The sequence below is a fragment of the Geobacter sp. AOG2 genome, assembly GCF_019972295.1.
Lineage (GTDB): Bacteria > Desulfobacterota > Desulfuromonadia > Geobacterales > Pseudopelobacteraceae > Oryzomonas.
Window position 1 is genome coordinate 3,472,195 of the sequence record NZ_BLJA01000001.1, and the last position, 22,704, is coordinate 3,494,898.

General features: G+C 59.7%; 23 protein-coding genes. 16 read left to right on the forward strand and 7 right to left on the reverse strand.

Annotated elements, in window-relative coordinates; all coding sequences use genetic code 11:
* Positions 1-23: 23 nt before the first annotated feature.
* On the reverse strand, positions 24-1,112 hold the full coding sequence (locus tag LDN12_RS15810) for a nitrogen regulation protein NR(II) (protein ID WP_223923618.1): 1,089 nt from the start codon (positions 1,110-1,112) through the stop codon (positions 24-26).
* 197 nt (positions 1,113-1,309) lie between these two features.
* Positions 1,310-1,726 carry a heavy-metal-associated domain-containing protein gene (locus LDN12_RS15815; RefSeq protein WP_223923619.1) on the reverse strand — a complete coding sequence of 139 codons (417 nt, stop codon included), beginning with the start codon at positions 1,724-1,726 and terminating at the stop codon, positions 1,310-1,312.
* 277 nt (positions 1,727-2,003) lie between these two features.
* On the opposite strand from LDN12_RS15815, the gene LDN12_RS15820 reads away from it, so the two are divergent.
* The 7 genes from LDN12_RS15820 (at position 2,004) to LDN12_RS15850 (ending at position 7,851) form a co-directional block, all read left to right on the forward strand.
* Positions 2,004-2,351: a hypothetical protein gene (locus LDN12_RS15820; RefSeq protein ID WP_223923620.1), complete on the forward strand. Its 348-nt coding sequence runs from the start codon at positions 2,004-2,006 to the stop codon at positions 2,349-2,351.
* 138 nt (positions 2,352-2,489) lie between these two features.
* Positions 2,490-3,869 (forward strand): cytochrome c biogenesis protein ResB, encoded by a 1,380-nt coding sequence (locus LDN12_RS15825; protein ID WP_223923621.1) that lies wholly within the window; start codon positions 2,490-2,492, stop codon positions 3,867-3,869.
* Positions 3,869-4,717, forward strand: coding sequence for a c-type cytochrome biogenesis protein CcsB (ccsB, locus tag LDN12_RS15830; protein WP_223923622.1), 849 nt, complete (start codon positions 3,869-3,871; stop codon positions 4,715-4,717). Before LDN12_RS15825 ends, ccsB begins: the two co-directional genes overlap by 1 nt.
* A gap of 233 nt (positions 4,718-4,950) precedes the next feature.
* The gene (htpX, locus tag LDN12_RS15835) at positions 4,951-5,850 is read left to right on the forward strand and encodes a zinc metalloprotease HtpX (RefSeq protein ID WP_223923623.1); all 900 of its coding nucleotides are present in this window, start codon (positions 4,951-4,953) and stop codon (positions 5,848-5,850) included.
* Positions 5,834-6,046: a ribbon-helix-helix protein, CopG family gene (locus tag LDN12_RS15840; protein WP_223923624.1), complete on the forward strand. Its 213-nt coding sequence runs from the start codon at positions 5,834-5,836 to the stop codon at positions 6,044-6,046. Before htpX ends, LDN12_RS15840 begins: the two co-directional genes overlap by 17 nt.
* A 25-nt stretch (positions 6,047-6,071) precedes the next feature.
* Entirely contained in the window at positions 6,072-6,830 is a 759-nt protein-coding gene (locus LDN12_RS15845; RefSeq protein WP_223923625.1) for a TerC family protein, read from the forward strand.
* A 91-nt stretch (positions 6,831-6,921) separates the two neighbouring features.
* Positions 6,922-7,851, forward strand: coding sequence for a cation diffusion facilitator family transporter (locus LDN12_RS15850; protein WP_223923626.1), 930 nt, complete (start codon positions 6,922-6,924; stop codon positions 7,849-7,851).
* A gap of 246 nt (positions 7,852-8,097) precedes the next feature.
* On the opposite strand, the gene LDN12_RS15855 is transcribed toward LDN12_RS15850, so the two are convergent.
* Positions 8,098-8,592, reverse strand: coding sequence for a ferritin family protein (locus LDN12_RS15855; RefSeq protein WP_223923627.1), 495 nt, complete (start codon positions 8,590-8,592; stop codon positions 8,098-8,100).
* A 269-nt stretch (positions 8,593-8,861) separates the two neighbouring features.
* Between LDN12_RS15855 and LDN12_RS15860 the strand changes: the two genes are divergently transcribed.
* A complete protein-coding gene (locus LDN12_RS15860) occupies positions 8,862-9,455 on the forward strand; it encodes a hypothetical protein (RefSeq protein ID WP_223923628.1) in 594 nt (197 codons plus the stop codon).
* 245 nt (positions 9,456-9,700) lie between these two features.
* On the opposite strand, the gene LDN12_RS15865 is transcribed toward LDN12_RS15860, so the two are convergent.
* Positions 9,701-10,105, reverse strand: coding sequence for a 4Fe-4S binding protein (locus LDN12_RS15865; protein WP_223923629.1), 405 nt, complete (start codon positions 10,103-10,105; stop codon positions 9,701-9,703).
* 180 nt (positions 10,106-10,285) lie between these two features.
* On the opposite strand from LDN12_RS15865, the gene LDN12_RS15870 reads away from it, so the two are divergent.
* Positions 10,286-10,750, forward strand: coding sequence for a peroxiredoxin (locus tag LDN12_RS15870; protein WP_223923630.1), 465 nt, complete (start codon positions 10,286-10,288; stop codon positions 10,748-10,750).
* A gap of 157 nt (positions 10,751-10,907) precedes the next feature.
* On the forward strand, positions 10,908-11,495 hold the full coding sequence (locus tag LDN12_RS15875) for a YceI family protein (RefSeq protein ID WP_223923631.1): 588 nt from the start codon (positions 10,908-10,910) through the stop codon (positions 11,493-11,495).
* A 260-nt stretch (positions 11,496-11,755) separates the two neighbouring features.
* Here LDN12_RS15875 and LDN12_RS15880 read toward each other — a convergent pair whose 3' ends face one another.
* The 3 genes from LDN12_RS15880 to prmC are packed head-to-tail and all read right to left on the reverse strand — an operon-like array spanning position 11,756 to position 14,469.
* On the reverse strand, positions 11,756-13,057 hold the full coding sequence (locus tag LDN12_RS15880; protein ID WP_223923632.1) for an NCS2 family permease: 1,302 nt from the start codon (positions 13,055-13,057) through the stop codon (positions 11,756-11,758).
* A complete protein-coding gene (locus tag LDN12_RS15885) occupies positions 13,058-13,609 on the reverse strand; it encodes a hypoxanthine-guanine phosphoribosyltransferase (RefSeq protein ID WP_223923633.1) in 552 nt (183 codons plus the stop codon).
* Complete coding sequence (gene prmC, locus LDN12_RS15890; protein WP_223923634.1) at positions 13,606-14,469, reverse strand: peptide chain release factor N(5)-glutamine methyltransferase; 864 nt, start codon at positions 14,467-14,469, stop codon at positions 13,606-13,608. The genes LDN12_RS15885 and prmC overlap by 4 nt, the downstream gene beginning before the upstream one ends.
* A 796-nt stretch (positions 14,470-15,265) precedes the next feature.
* Here prmC and LDN12_RS15895 point away from each other — a divergent pair.
* The 6 genes from LDN12_RS15895 (at position 15,266) to LDN12_RS15920 (ending at position 22,704) form a co-directional block, all read left to right on the forward strand.
* On the forward strand, positions 15,266-15,778 hold the full coding sequence (locus LDN12_RS15895) for a peptidylprolyl isomerase (protein WP_223923635.1): 513 nt from the start codon (positions 15,266-15,268) through the stop codon (positions 15,776-15,778).
* A 203-nt stretch (positions 15,779-15,981) separates the two neighbouring features.
* Positions 15,982-16,455, forward strand: coding sequence for a ferritin family protein (locus tag LDN12_RS15900; protein WP_223923636.1), 474 nt, complete (start codon positions 15,982-15,984; stop codon positions 16,453-16,455).
* A 174-nt stretch (positions 16,456-16,629) separates the two neighbouring features.
* A complete protein-coding gene (locus LDN12_RS15905; protein ID WP_223923637.1) occupies positions 16,630-19,098 on the forward strand; it encodes an Rne/Rng family ribonuclease in 2,469 nt (822 codons plus the stop codon).
* A gap of 129 nt (positions 19,099-19,227) precedes the next feature.
* Positions 19,228-20,706, forward strand: a complete 1,479-nt coding sequence (lysS, locus tag LDN12_RS15910) for a lysine--tRNA ligase (protein ID WP_223923638.1) — start codon at positions 19,228-19,230, stop codon at positions 20,704-20,706.
* A gap of 3 nt (positions 20,707-20,709) precedes the next feature.
* Positions 20,710-21,972, forward strand: coding sequence for a lipoprotein-releasing ABC transporter permease subunit (locus LDN12_RS15915; RefSeq protein ID WP_223923639.1), 1,263 nt, complete (start codon positions 20,710-20,712; stop codon positions 21,970-21,972).
* A 51-nt stretch (positions 21,973-22,023) separates the two neighbouring features.
* Positions 22,024-22,704 (forward strand): ABC transporter ATP-binding protein, encoded by a 681-nt coding sequence (locus LDN12_RS15920; protein ID WP_223923640.1) that lies wholly within the window; start codon positions 22,024-22,026, stop codon positions 22,702-22,704.

Here is a 22,704-nt window from a genome sequence, read left to right on the forward strand (position 1 = left end):
CAGTCCATCATTGAATGCAACCTCTACATCGCCGGCAGCCTGACAATAACCGTCGTCCCTTTACCAACCTCGCTCTCCATCTCCAGCATGCCGCCATGGGCCTCGATGATCTTTTTCGTTATGGCCAGGCCCAGACCGGTGCCGTCCGGCTTGGTGGTGAAGAACGGCTCGAAGACTCGGGCCAGGGCACTGGCCGCTATCCCCGGACCGCTGTCGCTGAAGCGGATCTCGTACAGGGAGTCCGTCTTTTGGGTGGCGATGGTAATGGTGCCCCCCTCCGGCGTGGCCTGCAGGGCGTTGATGACGATATTCAGGAAGGCCTGGCGCAGCTTTTCGCCGTCGGCGTTGACGAAGATATCGGCGGCGGGCGGCTCCAGGGTGAGCTTGATCTTGCGGGCTCTGGCATCGTTGGCGGCGAGGGTGGCGATGGTCTCCAGCTCTTCCCGCAGGGAACAGTGCCGCATCTCCGCCGGTTGGGGGCGGGCCATGCGCAGGAATTCCTCCACCACCCGGTTCAGCCGCTCGGTCTCCTTGATCTGGATCTCGATGAACTCGTGCTTGGGGTCGCCGGGCCGGTAGTCGTCCCGCAGGATCTCGGCCGTGCCGCGGATGGAGCCCAGGGGGTTCCTGATCTCGTGAGCCAGCACCGCCGCCATCTCCCCCATGGTGGAGAGCCGCTCCGCCCGGCGCAACTGCTCCTCGACGGTCATGATCCGCTGCGACTGGGCTTGCAGCTTGTTGTAGGATTCCTCCAGCCCTCGGGCGGTCCGCTGGAGTTCCAGGCTTCGGGTGCGCTCCCGCTGCGCCAGGAGCCCCGTGACGCCTCCCACCACATTATACATGACGATCTCCAGGTACTTCTCCATCTCCAGGGTCAGACCGCCGCCCCACTGGAAGAGGATGTGAGGCGCGTACACCAGACTGACCGTCAGGGAACAGAGCAAGCCGCCCCGGAAACCGAACCAGAGCGCGGCCAGGATGATCGGCAGGTAGTAGAACCGCTGAAAGATGTCGTGCAGATAGTGGAGGTGCAGCGGGGTCAGGTAGTGGAGCAGGCTGATGCCAAGGATGGAGAGGCCCAAAAGGCCGATGCGCAGGATGGTTGATTTCATGGGTACCTATATAGCGCAACCTTGGGGAAAATTAAACCGGAATCCGTTTCTCGCGGAGTCCGCGGAGATACGGGGAAAATCGGAAGGAGTTTTGGTTTACCCGCAACCTGCCTTGCGCGGTTTTTCGATGTCCTTCTCGCTGCCGCGACAGAGTTGGTAAACTCGGATATGAGAGCCTGTCGACGCAGACAGTGCATCTATTCGGGTTTCGTACCCGATTCGCACCAGATGCAACCGCCTGACCGGGCTGCGCCAGCCGTGCCGAAATCCTTGCCGGTCATCTGCCGGTATCGATCCGGCGTCACCACCTGCTGCACGGTGCTGTCGAATCCGGCCTTTTTAACATTCTCCGCCAATATCTCCGGTTTGACCGCTTTGGTGTCGTACCCGACGATGACCCGCCCGCCGTCCAGGTCCACCTGGGTCGAGGCAACCCCCCGGACACCCTGCAACACTTCACAGATCTTGTCTGCGCAGCTTCCGCAGGTCATGCCCGCCGTCTTCAGGACGGCCACCGAGTCGGCGGTTGCCCCGGTCCTGACACGTACCGCCAGGGCCGCAAGGAACAGTATGGCGGTCAAGATGAGGGTCGTATTTATGATGCTGTTTTTCATATTCGCTCCATCCGGAAGTATGCGGCTATTTCACCGGTCGCCCCACGGTATTTTGCCGGTTTCAAAGAGCATGCCAGTGGCGTTGCGTCGTTTAACATGCTTGAATTATTTGTAAATAGTGCAATGGCTGCCGGTGGAATGTATTTTGCGTATGAAGAATATCCGTCAGAGGTGTGGAATATTCTTCATCTGGGGATGTGCATCAACAAGGCCTGCTGTACCGCCGACGATTAATCGTTGACAGGAGCGCCTGAATTCTATACGAAGTGAACCAGTCATGCGTCACCCTGTCTATTATCCATTCGCCATCATCGTGATGGCCCTGTATCTGCTCTTGCCGGCCCGGGCTCTGGCCCACTGCGACGCCCCTGAGCCCTGCGCTGCCGGGACGCTGGTCGTGCAGGTCGCCGACGATGCACCGTGCGGTTCGTGCCCCTGTTCGGGCGCGCCGCACGGCGATTGCTGCGAAAGCGCCTGTTGTTGCCCCTGTCACGCCCCTTTTGGCCAGCGCGTCACCATCACCTATTCACCCATGGTCACGTTCCAAAGCAGCCCTGAAATCCTCGAGGAACTACCCCAGGTCTATCTTCCCATCTTCGTACCTCCGCAGAACCATACCGCCTGATCCGGCCATCCATCGGGATGCTGCACCCCGCTTCCGCATTCCATCCCGTGCAGCTATCGCTTACATCACGAAATTCCTCCGTTGCGTTCACCTTGTGGCGTCCGCGGCAGAGGATATACAATAAAGGAGTATGTCAACGTGACAACCAATCAGCGTGGTTTTCTGAACTCACTATGGAATTTTTTCTGTTCCCTGACGCTTACCATGTTCCTGCTCATCACCCTGGCGATCACCTCGATCATCGGGACGATCGTCCCTCAGGGCCCGCCGCCCCAGGAGTATCTGCAGCAGATAAGCCCCTTTAAATTCAAGCTGTACCAGGCACTGGGCTTCTTCGACATGTATCATTCCTGGTGGTTCATCCTGCTGCTCTACCTGCTGACGGTCAATCTGGTCGCCTGTTCCATCAAGCGCCTGCCCCACATCTGGAAGATCATCACCCGGCCGGTGACGATACTGGACAACGGGCTGGAGAGGTCGCTTGCCAACGTGGTCTCCTTCAAGGCTCACGGCGCCCCGGAGAAACTTCAGGAGCAGGTGGCGGCCTTTCTTGCGGCCGAGTTCGCCGCGCCGGTGGCGACGGAGCGTGACGGCGCCCGGCACCTGTTCGCCCAGAAAACCCCCTGGTGCCGCCTTTCGGTCTACTTCGTCCATCTGAGCGTCATCGTCATCTTTATCGGCGCCATCGTGGGCTCGTTCTTCGGCTATAAGGGCTTCGTCAATATCATGGAGGGCGACAGCATCTCCAAGGTGACGACCCGCTCGGGCAAGGATATCCCCCTCGGCTTCTCGGTGCGTTGCGAGAAGTTCAGCGTCTCCCTGTACGACAGCGGCGCACCCAAGGAGTTCAAGAGCGTCCTGACCGTGCTGGAGAACGGCAAGCCGGTGCCGGGTTACGAGCACAAGTCGGTCATCGTCAACGATCCGCTGACCTACAAGGGGATCACCTTTTACCAGTCCAGTTACGGTAATGCCGGAGAATGCCGTTTTCTGGTCACCGACCTGGACGGCAAGAACGCCGTCCCGGTGACGGTGCCCGCCGACGGCTCGGTGACCTTGCCAGACGGCAGCAGCATGCATGTGCTTGAGACCACCCCGGACATCGCCCCCTATTCCCCCGGCCTCTCCGGCCCGGCGGCTCACCTGGAGATTCACACCTCCGATGGCCGTTCGGAGCGGGTGGTCGTCTACGCCAATCACCCCGAGTTGAACCTCGCCCATGCCAAGGAGCACGGCAAGGGTCCGGTCTTCTACTTCAAGGGCGAAGAAAAACGGATGTACACCGGCCTGCAGGTGGCGAAGGACCCGGGTGTCGGGATTGTCTGGCTCGGCTGCCTGCTCATGGTGGTAGGCATCTTTGCCGCATTCTTCCTGTCCCACCGCCGCGTCTGGGTGCGGATTCAGCAGGGGACCGTCACCATGGGCGGCAACGCCAGCAAGAACCAGGCGGCCTTCCAGCAGGTCTTCGAACAACTGGCCCAAAAACTCAAAACGGAATGCTCGGGGGAGAAAAGATAATGACAAGCTCACTTCTGTTCAATGTCACCACCTTTGCCTATCTCGTCTCCATGCTGCTGTTCTTCGCCTTTCTCGCCAGCCGCGCCGCGGCGCTCGGCACGGCCGGCATCGTGACCGCCTATGCCGGTCTTGCGGCCCAGAGCGGGGCGATCCTGCTGCGCTGGAAGGAGTCCTACGACCTGGGGTTCGGGCACGCCCCCCTGTCCAATCTGTACGAGTCGGTGGTCTTCTTCTCCTGGACCATCGTGCTGATCTTTGCCCTGCTCGATCTCAAGTACAAATACCGGGTCATCGGCGCCTTTGTCATGCCGTTTGCCCTGTTGGGCATGGCCTGGGCCCAGCTCGGGCTGCACAGCGGCATCGAACCGCTGGTCCCGGCGCTCCAGAGCAACTGGCTCCTGTACCACGTCGTCACCTGCTTCTTGGGCTACGCGGCCTTCGCCGTGGCCTGCGGCATCTCCATCATGTACCTGATCAAGTCGGGCGGCGAAGAACGGGCCGACGCCTCTTCGGGCCTCATGGCCCTCTTTCCCCCCATCAGGGTCCTGGACGATCTGAACTACCGGGCCATCATGGTCGGCTTTCCGCTCCTGACCCTGGGGATCATCACCGGCGCGGCCTGGGCCAACTACGCCTGGGGCACCTACTGGAGCTGGGACCCCAAGGAAACCTGGTCCCTGATCGTCTGGTTCGTGTACGCAGCCTTCCTCCACGCCCGCTTCACCAGAGGTTGGGTCGGGAAAAAGGCGGCCTGGCTCTCCATCATCGGTTTTGCCGCCACCATCTTCTGCTACCTGGGGGTCAATCTGTTCCTGTCCGGCCTCCACAGCTACGGCGGGGGGAGGTAGACGCAATCTGCTTGACAAAGTCCCCGGAGCTTGCGTATAGTGATACCAGCATAAAGGGGAGTAGCTACCGGCCGGAGACATGGCCGGCCCCAGGCCCGTCAATACGGTCGCAAGACCCGGGCTGGGGACGATGAGATTCGACAGCAAGACCTTTATCCAGGCGTTTCACGCCGGGGATAAAGGTCTTTTTTATTACCCCCGGCGACAACTCAATCGTCGGAGGTACCACAATCATGTTGAACCGTTTCAAAACAACCCTGCTTCTCACCCTGCTGACCCTGCTGATGGTCGCCATGGGCAGCGCCATGGGCGGCAAGACCGGCATGGTGGCCGCTTTTGCCATGGCCGTCGTCATGAACTTCGCTTCCTACTGGTTTTCTGACCGGATCGTCCTGGCCATGTACGGCGCCCGGGAGATTTCCGCGAGCGACAACCCCTCCTTCCATGGCGTGGTGGAACGTCTGGCCCGCCGGGCGGGCCTGCCCATGCCGCGGGTCTACATCATCCCCTCGGACAGCCCCAACGCCTTCGCCACCGGCCGCAATCCCGGTCACGCCGCCGTGGCCGCCACGGAAGGTATCCTGAAGATCCTGACCCCCGAGGAGTTGGAAGGGGTTATGGCCCATGAATTGGCCCATGTGAAAAACCGGGACATCCTCGTCTCGACCATTGCCGCCACCTTTGCCGGGGCCATCTCCATGCTGGGCAACATGCTCCAGTGGGGCGCCCTGTTCGGCGCAGGCCGCCACGATGACGAAGAGGGCGGTGCCGGCGGCCTGATCGGCTCCCTGGCCATGGCCATCATCGCGCCCATCGCCGCCATGCTCATCCAGATGGCGGTCTCCCGTTCCCGCGAATACCTTGCGGACGCATCGGGGGTGGAGATCTGCGGCAAGCCGCTGGCCCTGGCCAACGCCCTGCGCAAACTGCACAACGCATCGCAGATGATCCCCTTGGAGACGGCCCGCCCCGCCTCGGCCCATCTCTTCATCGTCAACCCGCTGACCGGCGGGGGGCTGATGTCCCTCTTCTCCACCCATCCCCCCATGGAGGAGCGCATCGCCCGGCTCGAATCCATGGTTGGTCGCTATAAACCCGCAAAGGAGGAATACGTCCATGCCGCGTTTCGTTAGGAATTATGCGCGGGAACCGCGCAAACCCAAAAAGAGCAAGGTCGCGCTGGGCAACGTGATCTCCCTGAGGATCACGGATGAGGAGAGAAAAGCGCTGGAACGCCTCGTAAAGGCGACGTCCAAGAATGTTTCCGATATCATGCGGGAAGCAATGGACCTGTGGAGCGCCCGAAGGCGCAAAGTGTGTCTTGACTAGGTAATCTCACAAGGAGGAAGCATCAATGGAGTGGCTCACGGACCCCCAGGTCTGGCTGGCCCTGGCTACGCTGACCGCACTGGAGATCGTGCTCGGCATCGACAATATCATCTTTATCTCCATCCTTGCCGGCAAACTGCCCGCCCATCAGCAGGAGCGGGCCAGGATTGTGGGGCTGGGGCTGGCCATGTTCATCAGGATCGGCCTTCTGTTTTCCCTGACCTGGCTCATGGGGCTCACCAAGCCGTTCTTTTCGCTGCTGGGCAACGAGATCTCGGGCCGCGACCTGATCCTGATCGCCGGCGGCCTGTTCCTTCTGGCCAAGAGCACCATGGAGATCCACGGAAAGCTGGAAGGGGGGGAGGGGCATGCCGCCTCGGGCTGCCCCGGAACCACCTTCGGCGGCGTCATTATCCAGATCCTGATGCTCGATGTGGTCTTTTCCCTCGACTCGATCATCACGGCCCTGGGCATGGCCAACAAACTGGCGGTCATGGTTGCGGCGGTGGTTGTCGCGGTCGGGTTCATGATGCTCTTTTCGGGAAAGATCAGCGCCTTTGTGGAACGTCACCCCACCATCAAGATGCTGGCGCTCAGCTTCCTGATCCTGATCGGCGTGGCGCTGATCGGCGACGGCCTGGACATGCACCTGCCCAAGGGATACATCTATTTCGCCATGGGCTTCTCGGTAGCGGTGGAGATGCTCAACCTGCGGCTTCGCCGGGGCGTGCCGGTAACGCTCCACTCTGCCTGCGAGGGGTCTGCCGATGAGGGCACTCCGTGAGCGCCGAAGGCATGGATGAAGCCGCCGCGGGTTTCGTGGCGCCGCCGTAGCTTTTGAATTTCGCCCGTTCCTGTGGTATGGTGGAGTTACCATGACCCCGCACAATCCCGACAAAAGCATCGCCACCCGGTTCCGCTACGCCATCGTGCTCACGCTGGTCACCCTGGTGGCCGAGGTCGTTGGTGGCATCTGGACCAACTCCCTGGCCCTGTTGTCCGATGCCGCCCATGTGTTCCTGGACCTGTTCGCCCTCTTGCTCTCCCTGGGCGCCATCAAGCTGGCCGGGCTCCCCTCGTCCGAGACCCGAACCTTCGGCTGGCACCGGGCCGAGGTCTTCGCCTCCTTCATCAACGGAGTATCGATCTTCCTGATCGCCTTCGGCATCCTCTACGAGGCGGCCGGGCGTCTGCTGCACCCGGAGCCGGTCAACAGCCTCCCCATGTTCGTCATCGCGGTAATCGGCCTGATCATGAACCTGATCGCCGCCTCGGCCCTCCACCAGCATTCCCATGACGATCTCAACGTGCACAGCGCCTTCCTCCACGTCATCGGCGACGCGGCCGCCTCGGTGGGCGTCATCGTCGGCGGGGTGGTCATGTACGTTTCCCACTGGTATGTGCTCGACGCGCTCATCTCCATCGGCATCGGCTGCGTGGTCTTTTTCGGAGCGTGGCGGGTATTGCGGGAATCGACCCATATCCTGCTGGAGGGGGTGCCCCGCGGGTTGCAGGTGAGCGAGATCGCCGGGAGCATCCGTAGCGTGCCGGGAGTGCAGGATATCCACCACCTCAACGTCTGGTCCATCTGTTCCCATATCGTGGCCCTCTCGGCCCACCTGGACGTGCGCGACGACTTCAAGTGGCAACAGGCCGATGTGATCCACGAGGTGGAACACATGCTTCTGGACCGCTACCACATCACCCATACCACCCTGCAAGTGGAATGCAGCGCCTGTCAGACCCGGCCGATCATCAAGGATCTGAACCACGCAACCCACCACCATCACGGCCACGCCCATTGACATGACACCTGAGTCCGCGACGCCTCCCTGCCTCCGCTCGTCGGGAAGGCCTCTGCCCTTGCACTCAAAGGGTGTACGACCGTCAGGCGGAGGACCAGCCGGGTGAGTGAGCTGTCGCGACATGGCGGCGTGCGGGCCCCGGCCCTTCCGGACGCTACGGCATTCCGGCGACACGGATTCAGGTGACCCTCAAAAAAATAGGGCGTCTTTCACAGACGCCCCACGTTCCTTCCGTCACATTGTGTTTTATAGCGGTTGCAGGTTTGAAAACTCGCCCCATTCCAGGAAGCTGCGGGGGGCTTCGATGAATTCGTAGATATTCTCCATTCTGCTGAGGTGCTGTTTTTCCTCCTCCGCCAGCAATGTCAGCAACTCGCGGGTATTCTCCTCGGTTTCGGCCTTGGCCATCCCGTCCAGTAGTTCTATGACCTCCTCCTCGGCCTTCACGATATGGTCGAAGGCGTCGGTGTCCTGCTTAAATTCCTTGATGATGTCGTGGCTGTAAAGGGTCCGCCGGAAACCGTTGACCACCTGTCCGGCCCGGTCAACCAACGTGGTATCGGTCTCTATGCCGTGCAGGTTTTCGCTCAGTTTTCCGAGGGAGTCCAAATGGCGTTTCTGGTTGTCTGCCAGGATTTCGAACAGCTCTTTTCGTTCCGCATCGCCGCTTTCGGCGCGGAGGGTTTCAAAAAAACGAAGACCGTCTTCTTCAAAACGTGTCATGAATTCGATTGCGTTCATATCATTCACCTCCCTTGCATAGCGTAATTATATCACAATAGCAAAGGGCACGATGCCGCAAATTCATGCATCGTGCAGGCTCTTTAGTCACACGGCAATGCTTTTTCAGGGGCATGTCCGGGCGGCCATGGGGGGCGGGGCAGGTGAAAACGTAATAAAACCGGGCGCTATTGTCCGTTGACGCAATCGGGCTTCCGGCGGGTGAGCATAGGCAAGCAAATTGCAAGTTTAGAGTGTTTGCATAACCAAGCAACGAAGCGAGGTGACCAATGACGACGAGCACCGCTCAAGCCGGCACTACCCGGCACCACATATCCCCGGCAAAAAAACTGGAGTACGCCATCACTCCCCAGGGCGGGACGGCGCTCCTGGAACTCGACGGAGCCCTTGCGTCAGGTTGGGCCGGCTGCCTGGCGTCCGCACTTACGCAACAGGACATCAGCATTATCCGGGGCAGTGCCGTCAAGACCAGCGCGCTGAAATGGTCGGCCCAGTTCGTGATCAGGCCGCTCACGGCGCGCCCGGAGGATCTGGTGTCGCTGGACGTGGCATCCATTTTCGGCAAACCGGCGGATTACCGGTCGGCCCCCGGCATAAGCCTGAAAGACTATCATCTCGAAGTTTCATCCCGCCACGGCGGTTCGCTCTACGCCAGGATCGTGGGGGCCGACAAGATCGGGTTTTTGGTGGGAATCCTGCGGCAGCTCAGCTATTTTTCCCTGTTTCCGGTGGAGATGAAGCTCGAGACCGAGGGAACGACCGCATCGGACCATTTCTGGCTCAAACGGATCGGCAACGTGCAGCCCACGTCGGAAGATATCTCGAATATCCAGGAAAGCCTGTTCGGGTTGCTGACGGCATAGGTCGCGTCCCGATTCTGCCGGCGCGAGGTTGTTGAAAAACAGCCATCTCGCCGCCGTCCTCGAAGGCCCAATTGTGCGGCGTAGCGCTGCTACGCCTCCGCAGGGCCTTCTGCGGGTGCGACGATCTGACCATTTTTGAACAACCTGGGTTTTTTAGTAGTTTGGCCCCGGTCCGGAAGGACCGGGCTTTTTCGTTGAGGGGCTTTATCCGCAGGGGCGGGGAGCGGGTTGCTTCGCGGGCCGGATCATTCTCCACCGAGTGTTGACGGGGCTTTGTCCCGTGTCGCCGTTTCCGGCTCATTGCGCGGCTGCAGCCTGACCGCTTTGGGCGTCGCCGGGCAGACATACTCGCAGGTGCCGCAGCCGGTGCATCTGGATTTGTCGATCCTGATTCCCTCGCCCATGACCACCGTGATGGCCTGGGCTTCGCACCGTTCGAAACAGGCGAAGCAACCGCAGTTTTTGGCCAGGCACCGTTCGTTGCAGGCTACCGCACTCATGCTATCATCCTTGGCCGGGGTGAAATCGGCGGTGTCGCGGATGGTGGGGCGTTCAGCCTCCGGCTCCCTCAGGGCGCCGGTAATCGTTGTGATCGCCTCGCCGAGGGAGTACAGGCTCTTTTTGAAAAATTCTTTGCGGCTGATATCCATTTCCGTGTCCTTGTAAAAAGTTTACATGATTCCCGTTCAGAAATAAACGACTGAAATTCATCCGCAAATGTTTCCCCCGGAATAATCACGACCAAATTGGGCTTGCCGTTTTGTGACGGCATGGTAAATTAGACTCAATAAGTCCTGTTTGTTTTCCTAACACAAAGGAGGAGATGCGTCATGTCACTGGAAGGGAAGAAGGCCCCTGATTTCGACCTTGAGGGGAGCGACGGCAAGCGCCACAGCCTGAAGGAATATGCCGGAAAGACGCTGGTCATTTATTTTTATCCCAAGGATAATACCCCCGGCTGCACCAAGGAAGCGTGCGGTTTCAGGGATGATTACCGGAAGCTGATCGACCGGGGGATCGTGCTCCTGGGCGTCAGCAAGGACAGCATCGCCTCCCACGGGAAATTCATTGCCGCGCAGAATCTGCCGTTCGTGCTGCTGTCCGACCCGGACACCGCCATGATGCAGGCCTATCAGGCGTTTGGAGAAAAGGTCCTGTACGGCAAAAAAACAACCGGCACCATCCGCTCCACCGTGGTCATCGGCCCGGACGGCGTGGTGCGGAAACACTGGGCCAAGGTGGCCAAGGCGGAGCAGCACCCGGCAGAGGTGCTCAAGTTTATCGAAACACACTAGTGCGTTGTCCGGTTAGTTGGTCTGATGCCAGGGCACGGCGACGCAGGTGCAGCAGGGTCTGCATCAGGGGGCCGAAACGCAGGCAGCAGGCAAAAGCGCCGGAATTATGACAACGAATTAACCGGACAGTACACGAGTTACTCAAGAGGAGGATGCCATGAAACGCTTTATCTGTTTCCTCGTGGGGTTGGCGCTGCTCTCCCCGCTCACCGTCCTGGCTTCGACCTGGCAGATCGACCCGAATCACACCACCATGCAGTTCAAGGTGCGCCACCTCATGATCAGCAACGTCAAGGGCGGCTTCGACAAGTTCAGCGGGACCCTGGATCTGGACGATAAGGACATCACCAAGTCCAAGGTAGAGGTGGTTATCGACACGGCATCGGTCAACACCAATATCAAGTTGCGTGACGATGACTTGCGCAGTCCCAATTTTTTCGATGCCGCACGGTTCCCCACCATGACGTTCACCTCCACCAAGGTGGAGAAAACGGGCGGCACCGGGTTGAAGATCACCGGCAACCTGACCATCAAGGGGACGACCCGCCCGGTGGTCCTGACGGTTGACGGCCTGACCCCCGAGATCAGGGACCCGTGGGGCGGCCTCCGCCGCGGCGCCTCCGCCGTCACCACCATCAAACGTCACGATTTCGGCCTGACCTGGAACAAGACCATGGACAACGGCGGTGCGGTGGTGGGCGAGGATGTGGCGATCCAGCTGGAGGTGGAGTTCGTCAAAAAATAGCGGGACCGACGCTTTCATAAACCTGAACCCGTGCCGCCTGAACGGTTCCACTCGCTTGGCATGCCTCAGCCCCGGCAATGCCGGTCGTATCTCCACCAAGACGGAGGGCCCGCGGTACAAGGGGCATGTCGCTTCATGGGCGGCGTTGGACTCCGGCATGTCGCTCGCTCCACCGCTCAGGCGGCACGGATTCAGGGTAAAGAAAAAGAGGCGAAGGCCACGGCCTTCGCCTCTTTTTGTATTCAGCTAGCGACTGCGGCTCACATCTTGGGCATGAAGAAGAACAGGGACAGGGACAAAAGCGCCAGCACCCACATGCCTGCCTTGACCTCGGAGGCCCGCCCGGTAAGCAGTTTGAGCAGGACGTACGTGATCATGCCGGAGGTCATGCCCACGCCGATGTTGTAGGTGAAGATCATCAACACCACGGTCAGAAAGGCCGGTATCAGCTCGGTAAAGTCGTCGAAGTTGAGCTGGGTAATGGGGCGGATCATGAAGGAACCGATGACGATCAGGGCGATGCCGTAAGCGTGAGGCGGCACGATCGTGAAGAGCGGGGCAAAGAACAGGGACAGGGCGAACAGAGCCGCCACCACCAGGGCCGAAAAGCCGGTGCGCCCCCCTTCCTCGATGCCTGCGGCCGACTCGATGTAGGCGCCGGTGGTGGTGGTGCCGAGAAGCGGCGCCGCCATGGTGGCCAGGGCGTCGGCCAGCATCGGTTTCTCGATCTCCGGCAGGTTGCCGTTCTCGTCCAGAAGGTCGGCCCGCATGGAGAGGCCGATGAGTGTCCCGACCGTGTCCAGGAAGGCCATGATGAAGATCACCATCACCACCGGAAAGAAGCGCATGGTCAGGGCGCCGGCAATATCCAGCTTGAACAGGATGGGTGAGAGGGAAGGGGGGAGGCTGACGATCTGGGCCGGCAGGGGGGTGATCTTCAGGGCTATGGAGCCGATGGTGGTGGCGATGATGCCGATCACCAGGGCGCCGTGGACACGGCGGGCCATCAGTACCACCACCAGCAGAAAACCGGCCACGGCCAGGAGTACCGATGGTTGGGCGATATTGCCCAACCTGACCGGCGCCCCCGGCACACCGAGCACCACCAGCCCGGTTTCATTGAGGCCGATGAAGGTCAGGAACAGGCCGATACCCACGGCAAAGCTGGCCTTGAGAGACAGGGGGATCGATTCCGCCAGCCAACTGCGAACCTTGAATACCGTCAGCAGCGTGAAGAGGGCGCCGGCGATGAACACGGCTCCCAGGGCCACCTGCCAGGGGTAGCCCATCACTTTGACCACCACAAAGGCGATAAAGGCGTTCTCGCTCATGTAGGGTGCGATGGCAAAGGGTCGACGCGCCCATAAGGCCATGATTACGGTCCCGATCACCGCCGCCAGGATGGTGGCCGTGACCGACGGTCCCTTGGGGATGCCGGCGTTCTCCAGGATGGCCGGGTTGACGATGATGATGTAGGCCATGGTCAGAAAGGTGGTGATCCCGGCCAGGGTCTCCTGGCGATAGCTCGTCCCGTACTGTTCGAACCGGAAAAAAGTTTTCATTTACAGCCCTTTCACCGCGTAGATTCCCGGCGCATTGCGCCAATACCCTTTATAATCCAGACCATAGCCGAACAGGAACCGGTCCTCGGTTTCCATGCCGGTGAAGTCGGCTCGAAAGCCGGGTGAGACCTTGCGGTCGTGGCGCTTGTCCACCAGGACCGCCATCAACACGCGGGCCGCCCCCTGCTCGCGGCAATGGTCGGCAATGGCGGCCAGGGTAATGCCCTCGTCCAGAATGTCGTCCAGGAGCAGCACCGTTCTGCCGCGCAACTCCAGCCGTGGCCGGACGATCCAGTTCAGGCCCGCCCCCGCGGTCTCGTGGCCGTAGCGGGTGGCATGGCAATAATCGATCTCCAGAGGGAATACCAGCCTGGTCACGAGCTGCCCGGCAAAGATCAGTCCTCCGTTCATGACACAGAGCAGTACCGGGTTTGCCTCCGCAAGCTGTTCCGTAATCTCTCCCGCCAGCCGCCCGATAGCTGCTGTTACCCCGGCCTCACCGACCAGCAGGTCGGCATCCGCCAGCACCTGATTCGCTTCATTCACCGTCATGGCATATCCTTTCGTCGTGCGCCCACCACGCGTTCGATCCCCCCGGGGTCGCGCGCCGTTACGGGCTGGTCGTAATCCGTCGTCTTTTGGAATAGCTCCACAACCGCAGGGGCTTGGCCGATCCCCACCTCCACCAGCAGCCAGCCGGACGGGTTCAGATATTCCGGGGCTGCCGGAACCAGCGCCCGGTACGCGTCCAGCCCGTCCGCGCCGCCGTCGAGGGCGCCGCGCGGGTCGAAGTCCCGCACCTCGGGTTCAAGTCCGTCGATATCCGCGGTGGGAATGTAGGGGGGGTTGGAAACGATCAGGTCGAAACGGCGTCCGGCCACCGGCTCCAGCAACGACCCGGCCAGGAATTCCACGGCAGCCCCGTTGCGTTCGGCATTGCGCCGCGCCACCGCCAGGGCGGCGGTGGAGATGTCGGTGGCCGTCACCGCCGCGTCGGGCAGGTGGCGGGCCAGGGCAACGGCGATGCAGCCGCTGCCGGTGCCGATGTCCAGCACGCTCCGGGCGTCCGGCCGGTGGGCCAGCGCCTCCGCTATCAGGGGTTCCGTGTCGTGGCGGGGAACCAGCACGTCCGGGGAAACCTCGAACTCCAGGCCGTAGAACTCCTGGGTGCCGAGGATGTGCTGGAGCGGTTCGCGCCGGGCCCGGCGGGCCACCATGGCGCGAAACGACGCCAGTTCGTTGTCGCTCATCGGCTTGTCGAAATTCAGATAGAGTCCGACCCGGTCCAGTCCGGTGGCGGCGCACAGCAGCCACTCCGCTTCGAGACGGGCGTTCTCTATGCCTTTGGCGGAAAGGTAGTCTTTAGTCCAGGTAAGGACCTTGATGGTTGTCCAGGTTTCCTGAGGTGTCATGTCGCCATTCCGAAAAGAATGGGCGAATACTAACCTATTATGCTGCTGTGCTCCAGAAAAAAAGCGGAGCCTTCGAGACGTGTCTTGCCGGTTTTTGTCGCCTTGCCTGCGGACCCCGATGCGGCCGGAACGTCACGCCGTGAGCCCGCTGGCCGGCACGGAACAAATGTGCTCCTCCGCGACGCGGTTGGCGAGGTGAAACGAGTACCGGCACTTCGGGCATACCATCCGCTGCATTTTTCGAGGCATTTCCCCGCGCGATACGGTACTGACAAAGCCGCAGGAGATACAGAAAACGGTTACCGAATCCTCTTTCATTTATTTCATCCTCCCTGTTTCTCTGAATGCATCTTATTCTTGTGGGGGCTGTCCGGTCTCTCCATGTCTCGAAAAAAATATCGAATTAAAAAGGATCAATCAAATTCCGTGCCATATAAAAAACATCAATATGTTAAGCCTGTTAATGGAAATATCCGTTCATCCCTTCTGAACTGAGACTGTTTTGACGGTACAGAAATGGTAATATTTTTAACATCTATAAAATAATCAAATAAAATTAATATATTATGATCATGGTTGGAATGTTAATTTTTTTAACACTATTTAAAAATAGCAATTATATTAGCATGATATGTGTGCAACAAATGTGTATTTTTTTGATCTTTGATTTTGGGGTCATCCGGTTCTGCCCGGATCGGGGTTTCTTCCGAAAAAGAAGGTTTAATTTTGTGCCAGAGTATGCTAAACAGCCACTTGACGAGATAAAATCAGAATGTTACGCATCGGGAGGTTGCAGATGTCCGAGCAGAATCCGCAGGTCATGCTGGAAACATCCAAGGGGTCCATCAAGATCGAATTGTTCAAGGATACGTCGCCCATCACCGTCAAGAACTTTCTTGGCTACGTCAGGGATGGCTATTACGACGGTTTGATATTTCACCGGGTCATCAGGGATTTCATGATCCAGGGGGGCGGCCTGAACGAAAACCTGGAGCAGAAGAAACCCAAGTTCGCCATCAAGAACGAGGCGGACAACGGTCTCTCCAACAAACGCGGCACCCTGGCCATGGCCCGTACCGCCGTCGTGGATTCGGCCACCTCCCAGTTCTTCATCAACGTGGTTGACAACGACTTTCTCGACCATCAGGGCAAACAACAGGACCGTTACGGTTACTGCGTCTTCGGCCAGGTGCTGGAAGGGATGGAAGTGGTCGACGACATCCGCGCCGTAAAGACCGGCACTCATAAGGGCCATTCGGATGTCCCCGTGGAACCGGTCTTCATTACGTCGGCGAAGGTCCTGGAATAGCTCCGCGCACCGCTTGTCGCCCCCGAACGCCCCGTTTCCCCGCCGGAATCGGGGCGTTCTTTTTTTCTGCCGGGAGATCTGTCGCGGAATTGCATTCTTGAAACTGTATACGATATACGTTACAGTATGAACCGCAATGACGACCCATGTAGATTTTCGACAACTTGCTAATGCCCATACCAGATAGAGGAGGGGAGTACATCATGAGTAACGATCAGGTCTGTTATACCTTCGACGCTGCCGTGGAGATGGCCATCGAAATGGAAAATGAAGGTTTTCGCAATTACCTCGCCGCCATCCGCAGGTTGACCAACAAGGGTGCGCGGGAACTCCTGCGGGATAACGCCCTGGATGAACTCGATCATAAGCATCAGTTGGAAAAGGCGTTGCTGGAAGGGCGCATGGAGGGGGGCGAGGCCCTTGACCAGCCCATTCCCACCATGCATCTGGATTATGTTTTTAAAAAACAGGAGCTTGGTCCCGAGTCGGGTGTGCGTGAGGCGCTGGTGTATGCCATCCATCTGGAAAAGGGTGCGGTCGATTTTTACGGCAAGGTGGCGTCCGGGTGTAGCGGAGCCCCCATGGGGCAGCTTTTTCAGCAGCTTTTGAAGGAAGAGAGCCGCCATCTTCAGGCTCTGGAAGACCTCTACGAACAGCATTTCATGACGGAAAATTGATAACGGACGGGGCCCGGCGATGCCCGTCCCCCATCTTTCTCAGCATAGGGACGCCCGACGGGAGCCAATTTCCGACGGGCGTCCCTTTTTCTTTGCTTTCGGTGTTGAAATCTATATAATCACTCATTTAAATGCAGTCGTGTGGGCATGTCTCACTTGAAAGGGATATCCGTAATGAGCACTACCATAAGCAAGAAGATGCTGATCAACGTCATGCACCCCGAAGAGGCGCGGGTGGCCATCGTGCATGACGGCCGCCTGATGGAACTCAACATCGAGATCACCGGCAAGGAACAGACCAAAGGTAATATTTATAAAGGGGTGGTACTGAGGGTTGAGCCGGGCCTCCAGGCCGCCTTCGTCGATATCGGGCGGGCCAAGCCGGGCTTTCTCCAGATGGGAGAATTGCACCCCGACTTCTGGCAGTGGCGCGACGATGTGCCGGAGGACCAGCGCAAGCGGCGTCCCCGTATTCAGGAGGTGCTGCGCCGGGGCCAGGAACTGGTGGTGCAGGTGGAGAAGGATGAACGCGACACCAAAGGTTCCGCCCTGACCAGCTACCTTTCCCTGCCGGGGCGCTATATGGTGATCATGCCGGGCAGCGACTCCACCGGCATCTCCCGCAAGGTGGAGCAGGAGGGGGAGCGCAAGAAGCTGAAGGAGATCGTGGCCGGCCTGAATATCCCCGAAGGGATCGGCTACATCATCCGCACCGAGGCGGTCGGGCGTACCCCGGAGGAGTTGCAGAAGGATCTGGAAAACCTGCTGGAGTTGTACCGGGATATCAAGGAGCGGGCGGCCGAAATCAGCGGGGCGGGCGAAGTCTACCGCGACAGCGGGCTGATCATCCGTTCCATTCGCGATTATTTTTCCGACGATATCGACGAGGTGCTCGTCGACAGCAAGGACGCCTACCGGGATGCCAAGGAGTTCTTCCGCGAGACCATGCCCAAGTGCGAAAAGCGCGTCAAGCTGCACAAGGAGAAGCGTCCCATCTTCTCCCGCTTCCAACTGGAAGAGCAGATCGACCAGATTTATGAAAAACGGGTCTCCCTGCCCTCCGGCGGTTCGCTGATCATCGAACCGACCGAGGCGCTGGTCAGCATCGACGTCAATTCGGGTAAATCCAGCGGCGAGCGGGGGATCGAGGATACCGCCTTCAAGACCAATCTGGAGGCCGCCGAAGAGGTGGCCCGCCAGCTCCGGCTACGCGACCTGGGCGGCCTGATCGTGATCGACTTCATCGACATGCGCGAACGGAAGCATAATATCGAGGTGGAGAAGGTCCTCAAGCAGGCCCTCAAGATGGACAAAGCCAGGGTCAACCTGGGACGGATTTCCGAATTCGGCATGCTGGAGATGTCGCGCCAGCGCATCGCCAAGACCCTCAACGACGCCATTCACCTGGCGTGTCCCCATTGCGAGGGGCGCGGCAAGGTCAAATCGGTGGAGGCCATGGCCGTCTCCTTCCTGCGCAAGGTGCATGCCGCCGCCGCCAAGGGGACCGTGGCCGAGGTGCGTGGTTCCCTCCCCCTGGAGGTTGCCTACTACCTGCTTAATCGCAAGAAGCGGGAGTTGACCCAGATCGAAAACGATTATGAGATCGAGGTAACGGTCAAGGGGAAACCCTCGTTTACCATGAATCAGCTCGAGTTGGAGATCGTCAAGCGGGAAAAGCCGCGCATGGAGGATGTCCTGGCCTCCGCGGCCGAGGCTGCTGAAGCGCCGAAGTCGTCGGAGCGGAAAGAGGCGCGCCCCGAGCCCGCCGTAGCGGAGGAGAAGGCCGCTGAAGGCAGCACTGTAGAAGGAGGCGTCGCCGAGGGAGGCAAGAAGCGCAAGCGCCGCCGCAAAAAGAAAAAGCCTGCCGGAGAGGGCGCAGCCCTGGTGGCCGGGCCGTCCGCAGAAATCCCGCCGGCGGAGGAAGTCTCCCACGAGCCTCGGCAGGAAGCAGCGCCGTCGGCAAATGAAGCACAGGACCAGGGCGCAGGCGCCGCGCCGGAGACGCAGGGTAAAGCTAAAAAACGTAAACGCCGCCGGCGCAAGAGTGGCAAGGCGCAGGACGGGGGCACAGTTGAAACCGCAACGCCGGAGGATGGAGAAGTCGCCCCGGTGACGCCTCTGGAGCCGCCGGTCGCGGTTGAGCCTGCCCTCGCTCCGGCCTCCAAGAGGTCCCGGCGGGGCAAGGCGCCGCAGGTGGTGGCGGAGACCATAGCCGCACCTGCTGATGGAGTGGTTGTTGCCGCTCCTTCTGTCGTGGAACCGGCCGAAGAACGGTCGCCCGGAAAGCCTGCCACGTCACGGCGCGGCGGCCGCAAGGGAAAACAGGAGCAGAAGGTTGCCGCCGTCCAGCCCGAAACCGTTATTGCCGAGCCGCCCAGTGCGGAGAAGTCCGGGGTCGTACCGGCAGCGGAAAAGCCCAAACGGGCCAGGGCGCCGCGTAGCCCCAAAAAGAGCGAACCGGCAGTGGCCGCGCAGTCTCTTCCGGCTGAAACGGCCCTTGAACCGTTGAAACCGGCAAAAGCTCGCCGGGCTCCAGCTAAAAAGACTGCCGAGCCTGCGCCCGAACCGGCAGCGGAGGTTGCGGCGCCGAAGAAACGGACGAGCCGGACCCGTAGTGCCAAAAAAGACGAAGAAAGCCACTAAGCCGCCTATGGCGCGGCTCGGCGGCGAAGGGCTTTTTTTCTTGACCTGACAGGGTGTTGGCGATATTTTTACCAGTCTTGCCCGCACCGAATTACGGATACGCTTCTCACGAAAGGTTGAACAGATACCATGGAAGAACTCAGCGAACTCCTGCTCCAGAGACGTCGCAAGGTTGACGCCCTCTGGGAAGCGGGTGTTAATCCTTACCCCAATGATTTCAAGCCGTTGCACACCTCTGCCGATATTTTTGCCGCCTACGGCGACAAGGAACAGTTCGATGCCGCCGACGATCAGTATGTCGTGGCCGGTCGTATCCTTGCCCGGCGCTCCTTTGGCAAGGCCGCCTTTATCCAGCTTCAGGATCGTAAGGGCCGCATCCAGGTCTACGTCAAAAAGGACGAGATCGGCGAAGAGGCCTTCGAGGCCTTTGACGGCTTCGACATCGGCGATATCGTCGGCGTCGTGGGGTTTGCGTTCCGCACCAAGACCGGTGAGCTGTCGCTTCATGCAAAGCAGATCCGTCTTATGGTCAAGTCGTTACATCCCCTGCCGGAGAAATTCCATGGTCTCACCGACCTGGAGACCCGTTACCGCCAGCGGTATGTGGACTTGATCGTCAATCCCGAATCGCGGGATGTCTTCATCAAGCGCTCCCGCATCGTCAACCTGATTCGCGGTTTCATGGCCGGCCGGGACTTTCTGGAGGTCGAGACCCCCATGATGCAGCCGATACCCGGCGGCGCCACGGCCCGGCCGTTCATCACCCATCATAACGCTCTGGATATGCAGCTGTTCCTGCGCATTGCCCCCGAACTCTACCTGAAACGCCTGGTGGTGGGCGGTTTCGAAAGGGTTTTCGAGATCAACCGCAACTTCAGGAACGAGGGGATCTCGGTGCGTCACAACCCCGAGTTTACCATGATGGAGTTCTATCAGGCCTACGCCACCTATGAAGAGCTGATGGACTTTACCGAGGAGCTTTTCTGCCATGTGGCCCAGGAGGTGCTCGGTACCCTGGATTTCAGCTATCAGGGGAACGGGATCAGCTTTAACCGCCCCTGGAAACGCCTGACCGTTCGCGAGGCGATCCTGGAGTACGGCGATATCGATGCCAAGCAGTTGGACGACCGCGACCTTGCCCTGGCCTATGCCCGTAGCTTGGGCCTCGACCTGCCGCAGGACATCGGCTACGGTAAGTTGATAATGGAGATCTTCGAAGAGGTGGCCGAGCACAAGTTGATCCAGCCGACCTTCATCACGGCCTATCCGACCGAGGTCTCGCCGCTGTCACGCAAAAACGACCACGACCCCGATATCGTCGACCGTTTCGAGTTGATCATCGGCGGACGCGAGATCGCCAATGCCTTCTCGGAATTGAACGACCCGGTAGACCAGAAGGAGCGTTTCCTCTCACAGGTGGCCGAGAAGAACAAGGGGGACGAGGAGGCCCATTACATGGATGAGGATTATGTCCGCGCCCTGGAGTACGGCATGCCTCCCACGGCCGGCGAAGGTATCGGCATCGACCGCTTGGTGATGCTCCTGACGGATTCCGCCTCGATCCGCGACGTGATCCTGTTCCCCCAATTGCGGAAGGAAACGAAATAGTCGATGCCTTTCGAACTATTTATCGGGTTGCGCTACCTGAAGGCAAAGCGCAAGTCTACCTTCATCTCGATCATCACCTTCATCTCCACCGCAGGGGTCACCCTGGGCGTCATGGCGCTGATCGTGGTGCTGGCGGTCATGACCGGCTTCGAGGAAGACCTGAAGGAGAAGATCCTCGGGACCAACGCCCATGTGGTGGTCATCCACAACGGCGGCCCCATGGAGGATTACCATCAGGTCATGGCGAAGCTCAAGGGCTTCAAAGGGGTGAAGGCCGCCACGCCGTTCATCTACAATCAGGTTATGTTGTCCTCCGGCAAGAACGTTTCCGGCGTGGTGCTGAGGGGAATCGACGTCAAATCGGATCGCCTGGTCACCAAGTTGAGCAAGTCGATCATCGAAGGGTCCATCGACAAACTCGACCCCGTCATGGGGAAAGGCTCCGACGCCAAGCCGGGGCTGGTGGTGGGCAAGGAGTTGGCCAAGAATCTGAACCTGTTTGTGGGCGACACGATCAACGTGGTTTCCCCCATGGGGAACATTACGCCGTTGGGCATGATGCCCAAGATGAAGCCGTTTCGCGTGGTCGGGATATTCAATACCGGCATGTTCGAGTACGACTCCACCCTGGCCTACATCAGTCTGGCCCAGGCCCAGGCCTTTTTCGATCTGGGCGACACCGTCACCGGCATCCAGCTCAAGGTGGACGACGTCTACCATACCGGCGAACTGGCGCGCGCCATCAATCAGGCCCTGGGACCCGATTACTACGCCCGCGACTGGATGCAGATGAATCGCAACATCCTCTTTGCCTTGAAGACGGAGAAGATGGTCATGTTCATCATCCTGACCCTGATCGTGCTCGTGGCGGCCTTCGGCATCGCTTCGACCCTGTTCATGGTGGTGATGGAAAAGACCAGGGATATCGCCATCCTCAAGTCCATGGGGGCCACCGGCCTCAGCATCATGAAGATTTTTGTCCTGGAGGGGCTGATCATCGGCGTTATCGGCACTGTCCTGGGAGTGGTTTCGGGACTTCTGATCGCGCTCAACCTTGAGCCGATCATCAATGTCGTCGAGAAGGTCACCGGTCTGAACTTTTTCAGCAAGGACGTCTACTACCTGGACCATTTCCCGTCGCTCGTGGTGCCGTCCGATGTGGTCCTGATATCGGTAACGGCGGTGCTGATCTCGTTTATCGCCACCCTCTACCCGTCGTGGCAGGCGTCGAGAATGCTGCCCGCCGAGGCGTTGCGCTATGAGTAGGAAATGTGAATTTTTTTCAACCTGCTGCGTTTTCCGCCAAGAGGTGATATTGTGAGCAACCTGCTTGAGGTGCGCGGCCTGTGCAAAACCTACACGACCGGCCCGAATCGGGTTGAGGTGCTGATCGACATCGACCTCGAACTGGAAGCGGCAACCACCACGGCCCTGGTGGGGGCGTCGGGTGCCGGCAAGAGTACGCTGTTGCACCTGCTGGGGGCTTTGGACCGGCCGTCATCGGGCAGCGTCAGTTTCCGCGGCGAAGACATCTTCCGGAAGAGCGACCGTGAGCTGGCGTTCTTTCGCAACAAAAGCATCGGTTTCGTCTTCCAGTTCCACCATCTACTGCCCGAATTCACGGCCTTGGAAAACGTCATGATGCCGGCCCTGATCGCCCGGACGGCTCACGACAAGGCGCGGGGAGCGGCAGAGGAACTGTTGAACGATGTGGGGTTGGGGCACCGCTTGAGCCATCGGCCCGGCGAGCTGTCCGGCGGCGAGCAGCAGAGGGTGGCGATTGCGCGCGCTCTTGCCCTGTCGCCCGAACTGCTCCTGGCGGATGAACCGACGGGCAATCTGGACATGAAGACCAGCGAAGGTGTCCATGCCCTGTTGGCCGAATTGCAGCAGAAAAAGGGATTGACCCTGGTGGTGGTCACCCATAATGAAAGTTTGGCCGCCGCCATGGGGAGAACCGTACGGCTGGTCGATGGACGGCTTGAACAATCTTTGTGA

Bases quoted from the DNA above. Each gene is read 5' to 3' on its own strand.
- LDN12_RS15900 (WP_223923636.1), top strand. From the start codon at position 15,982: ATGAGTAACGATCAGGTCTGTTATACCTTCGACGCTGCCGTGGAGATG.
- ccsB (WP_223923622.1), top strand. From the start codon at position 3,869: ATGACAAGCTCACTTCTGTTCAATGTCACCACCTTTGCCTATCTCGTC.
- LDN12_RS15840 (WP_223923624.1), top strand. From the start codon at position 5,834: ATGCCGCGTTTCGTTAGGAATTATGCGCGGGAACCGCGCAAACCCAAA.
- prmC (WP_223923634.1), bottom strand. From the start codon at position 14,469: ATGACACCTCAGGAAACCTGGACAACCATCAAGGTCCTTACCTGGACT.
- LDN12_RS15850 (WP_223923626.1), top strand. From the start codon at position 6,922: ATGACCCCGCACAATCCCGACAAAAGCATCGCCACCCGGTTCCGCTAC.
- LDN12_RS15845 (WP_223923625.1), top strand. From the start codon at position 6,072: ATGGAGTGGCTCACGGACCCCCAGGTCTGGCTGGCCCTGGCTACGCTG.
- LDN12_RS15880 (WP_223923632.1), bottom strand. From the start codon at position 13,057: ATGAAAACTTTTTTCCGGTTCGAACAGTACGGGACGAGCTATCGCCAG.
- LDN12_RS15860 (WP_223923628.1), top strand. From the start codon at position 8,862: ATGACGACGAGCACCGCTCAAGCCGGCACTACCCGGCACCACATATCC.
- LDN12_RS15820 (WP_223923620.1), top strand. From the start codon at position 2,004: ATGCGTCACCCTGTCTATTATCCATTCGCCATCATCGTGATGGCCCTG.
- LDN12_RS15815 (WP_223923619.1), bottom strand. From the start codon at position 1,726: ATGAAAAACAGCATCATAAATACGACCCTCATCTTGACCGCCATACTG.
- LDN12_RS15810 (WP_223923618.1), bottom strand. From the start codon at position 1,112: ATGAAATCAACCATCCTGCGCATCGGCCTTTTGGGCCTCTCCATCCTT.
- LDN12_RS15915 (WP_223923639.1), top strand. From the start codon at position 20,710: ATGCCTTTCGAACTATTTATCGGGTTGCGCTACCTGAAGGCAAAGCGC.
- LDN12_RS15865 (WP_223923629.1), bottom strand. From the start codon at position 10,105: ATGGATATCAGCCGCAAAGAATTTTTCAAAAAGAGCCTGTACTCCCTC.
- LDN12_RS15870 (WP_223923630.1), top strand. From the start codon at position 10,286: ATGTCACTGGAAGGGAAGAAGGCCCCTGATTTCGACCTTGAGGGGAGC.
- LDN12_RS15895 (WP_223923635.1), top strand. From the start codon at position 15,266: ATGTCCGAGCAGAATCCGCAGGTCATGCTGGAAACATCCAAGGGGTCC.
- lysS (WP_223923638.1), top strand. From the start codon at position 19,228: ATGGAAGAACTCAGCGAACTCCTGCTCCAGAGACGTCGCAAGGTTGAC.
- LDN12_RS15905 (WP_223923637.1), top strand. From the start codon at position 16,630: ATGAGCACTACCATAAGCAAGAAGATGCTGATCAACGTCATGCACCCC.
- htpX (WP_223923623.1), top strand. From the start codon at position 4,951: ATGTTGAACCGTTTCAAAACAACCCTGCTTCTCACCCTGCTGACCCTG.
- LDN12_RS15885 (WP_223923633.1), bottom strand. From the start codon at position 13,609: ATGACGGTGAATGAAGCGAATCAGGTGCTGGCGGATGCCGACCTGCTG.
- LDN12_RS15875 (WP_223923631.1), top strand. From the start codon at position 10,908: ATGAAACGCTTTATCTGTTTCCTCGTGGGGTTGGCGCTGCTCTCCCCG.
- LDN12_RS15855 (WP_223923627.1), bottom strand. From the start codon at position 8,592: ATGAACGCAATCGAATTCATGACACGTTTTGAAGAAGACGGTCTTCGT.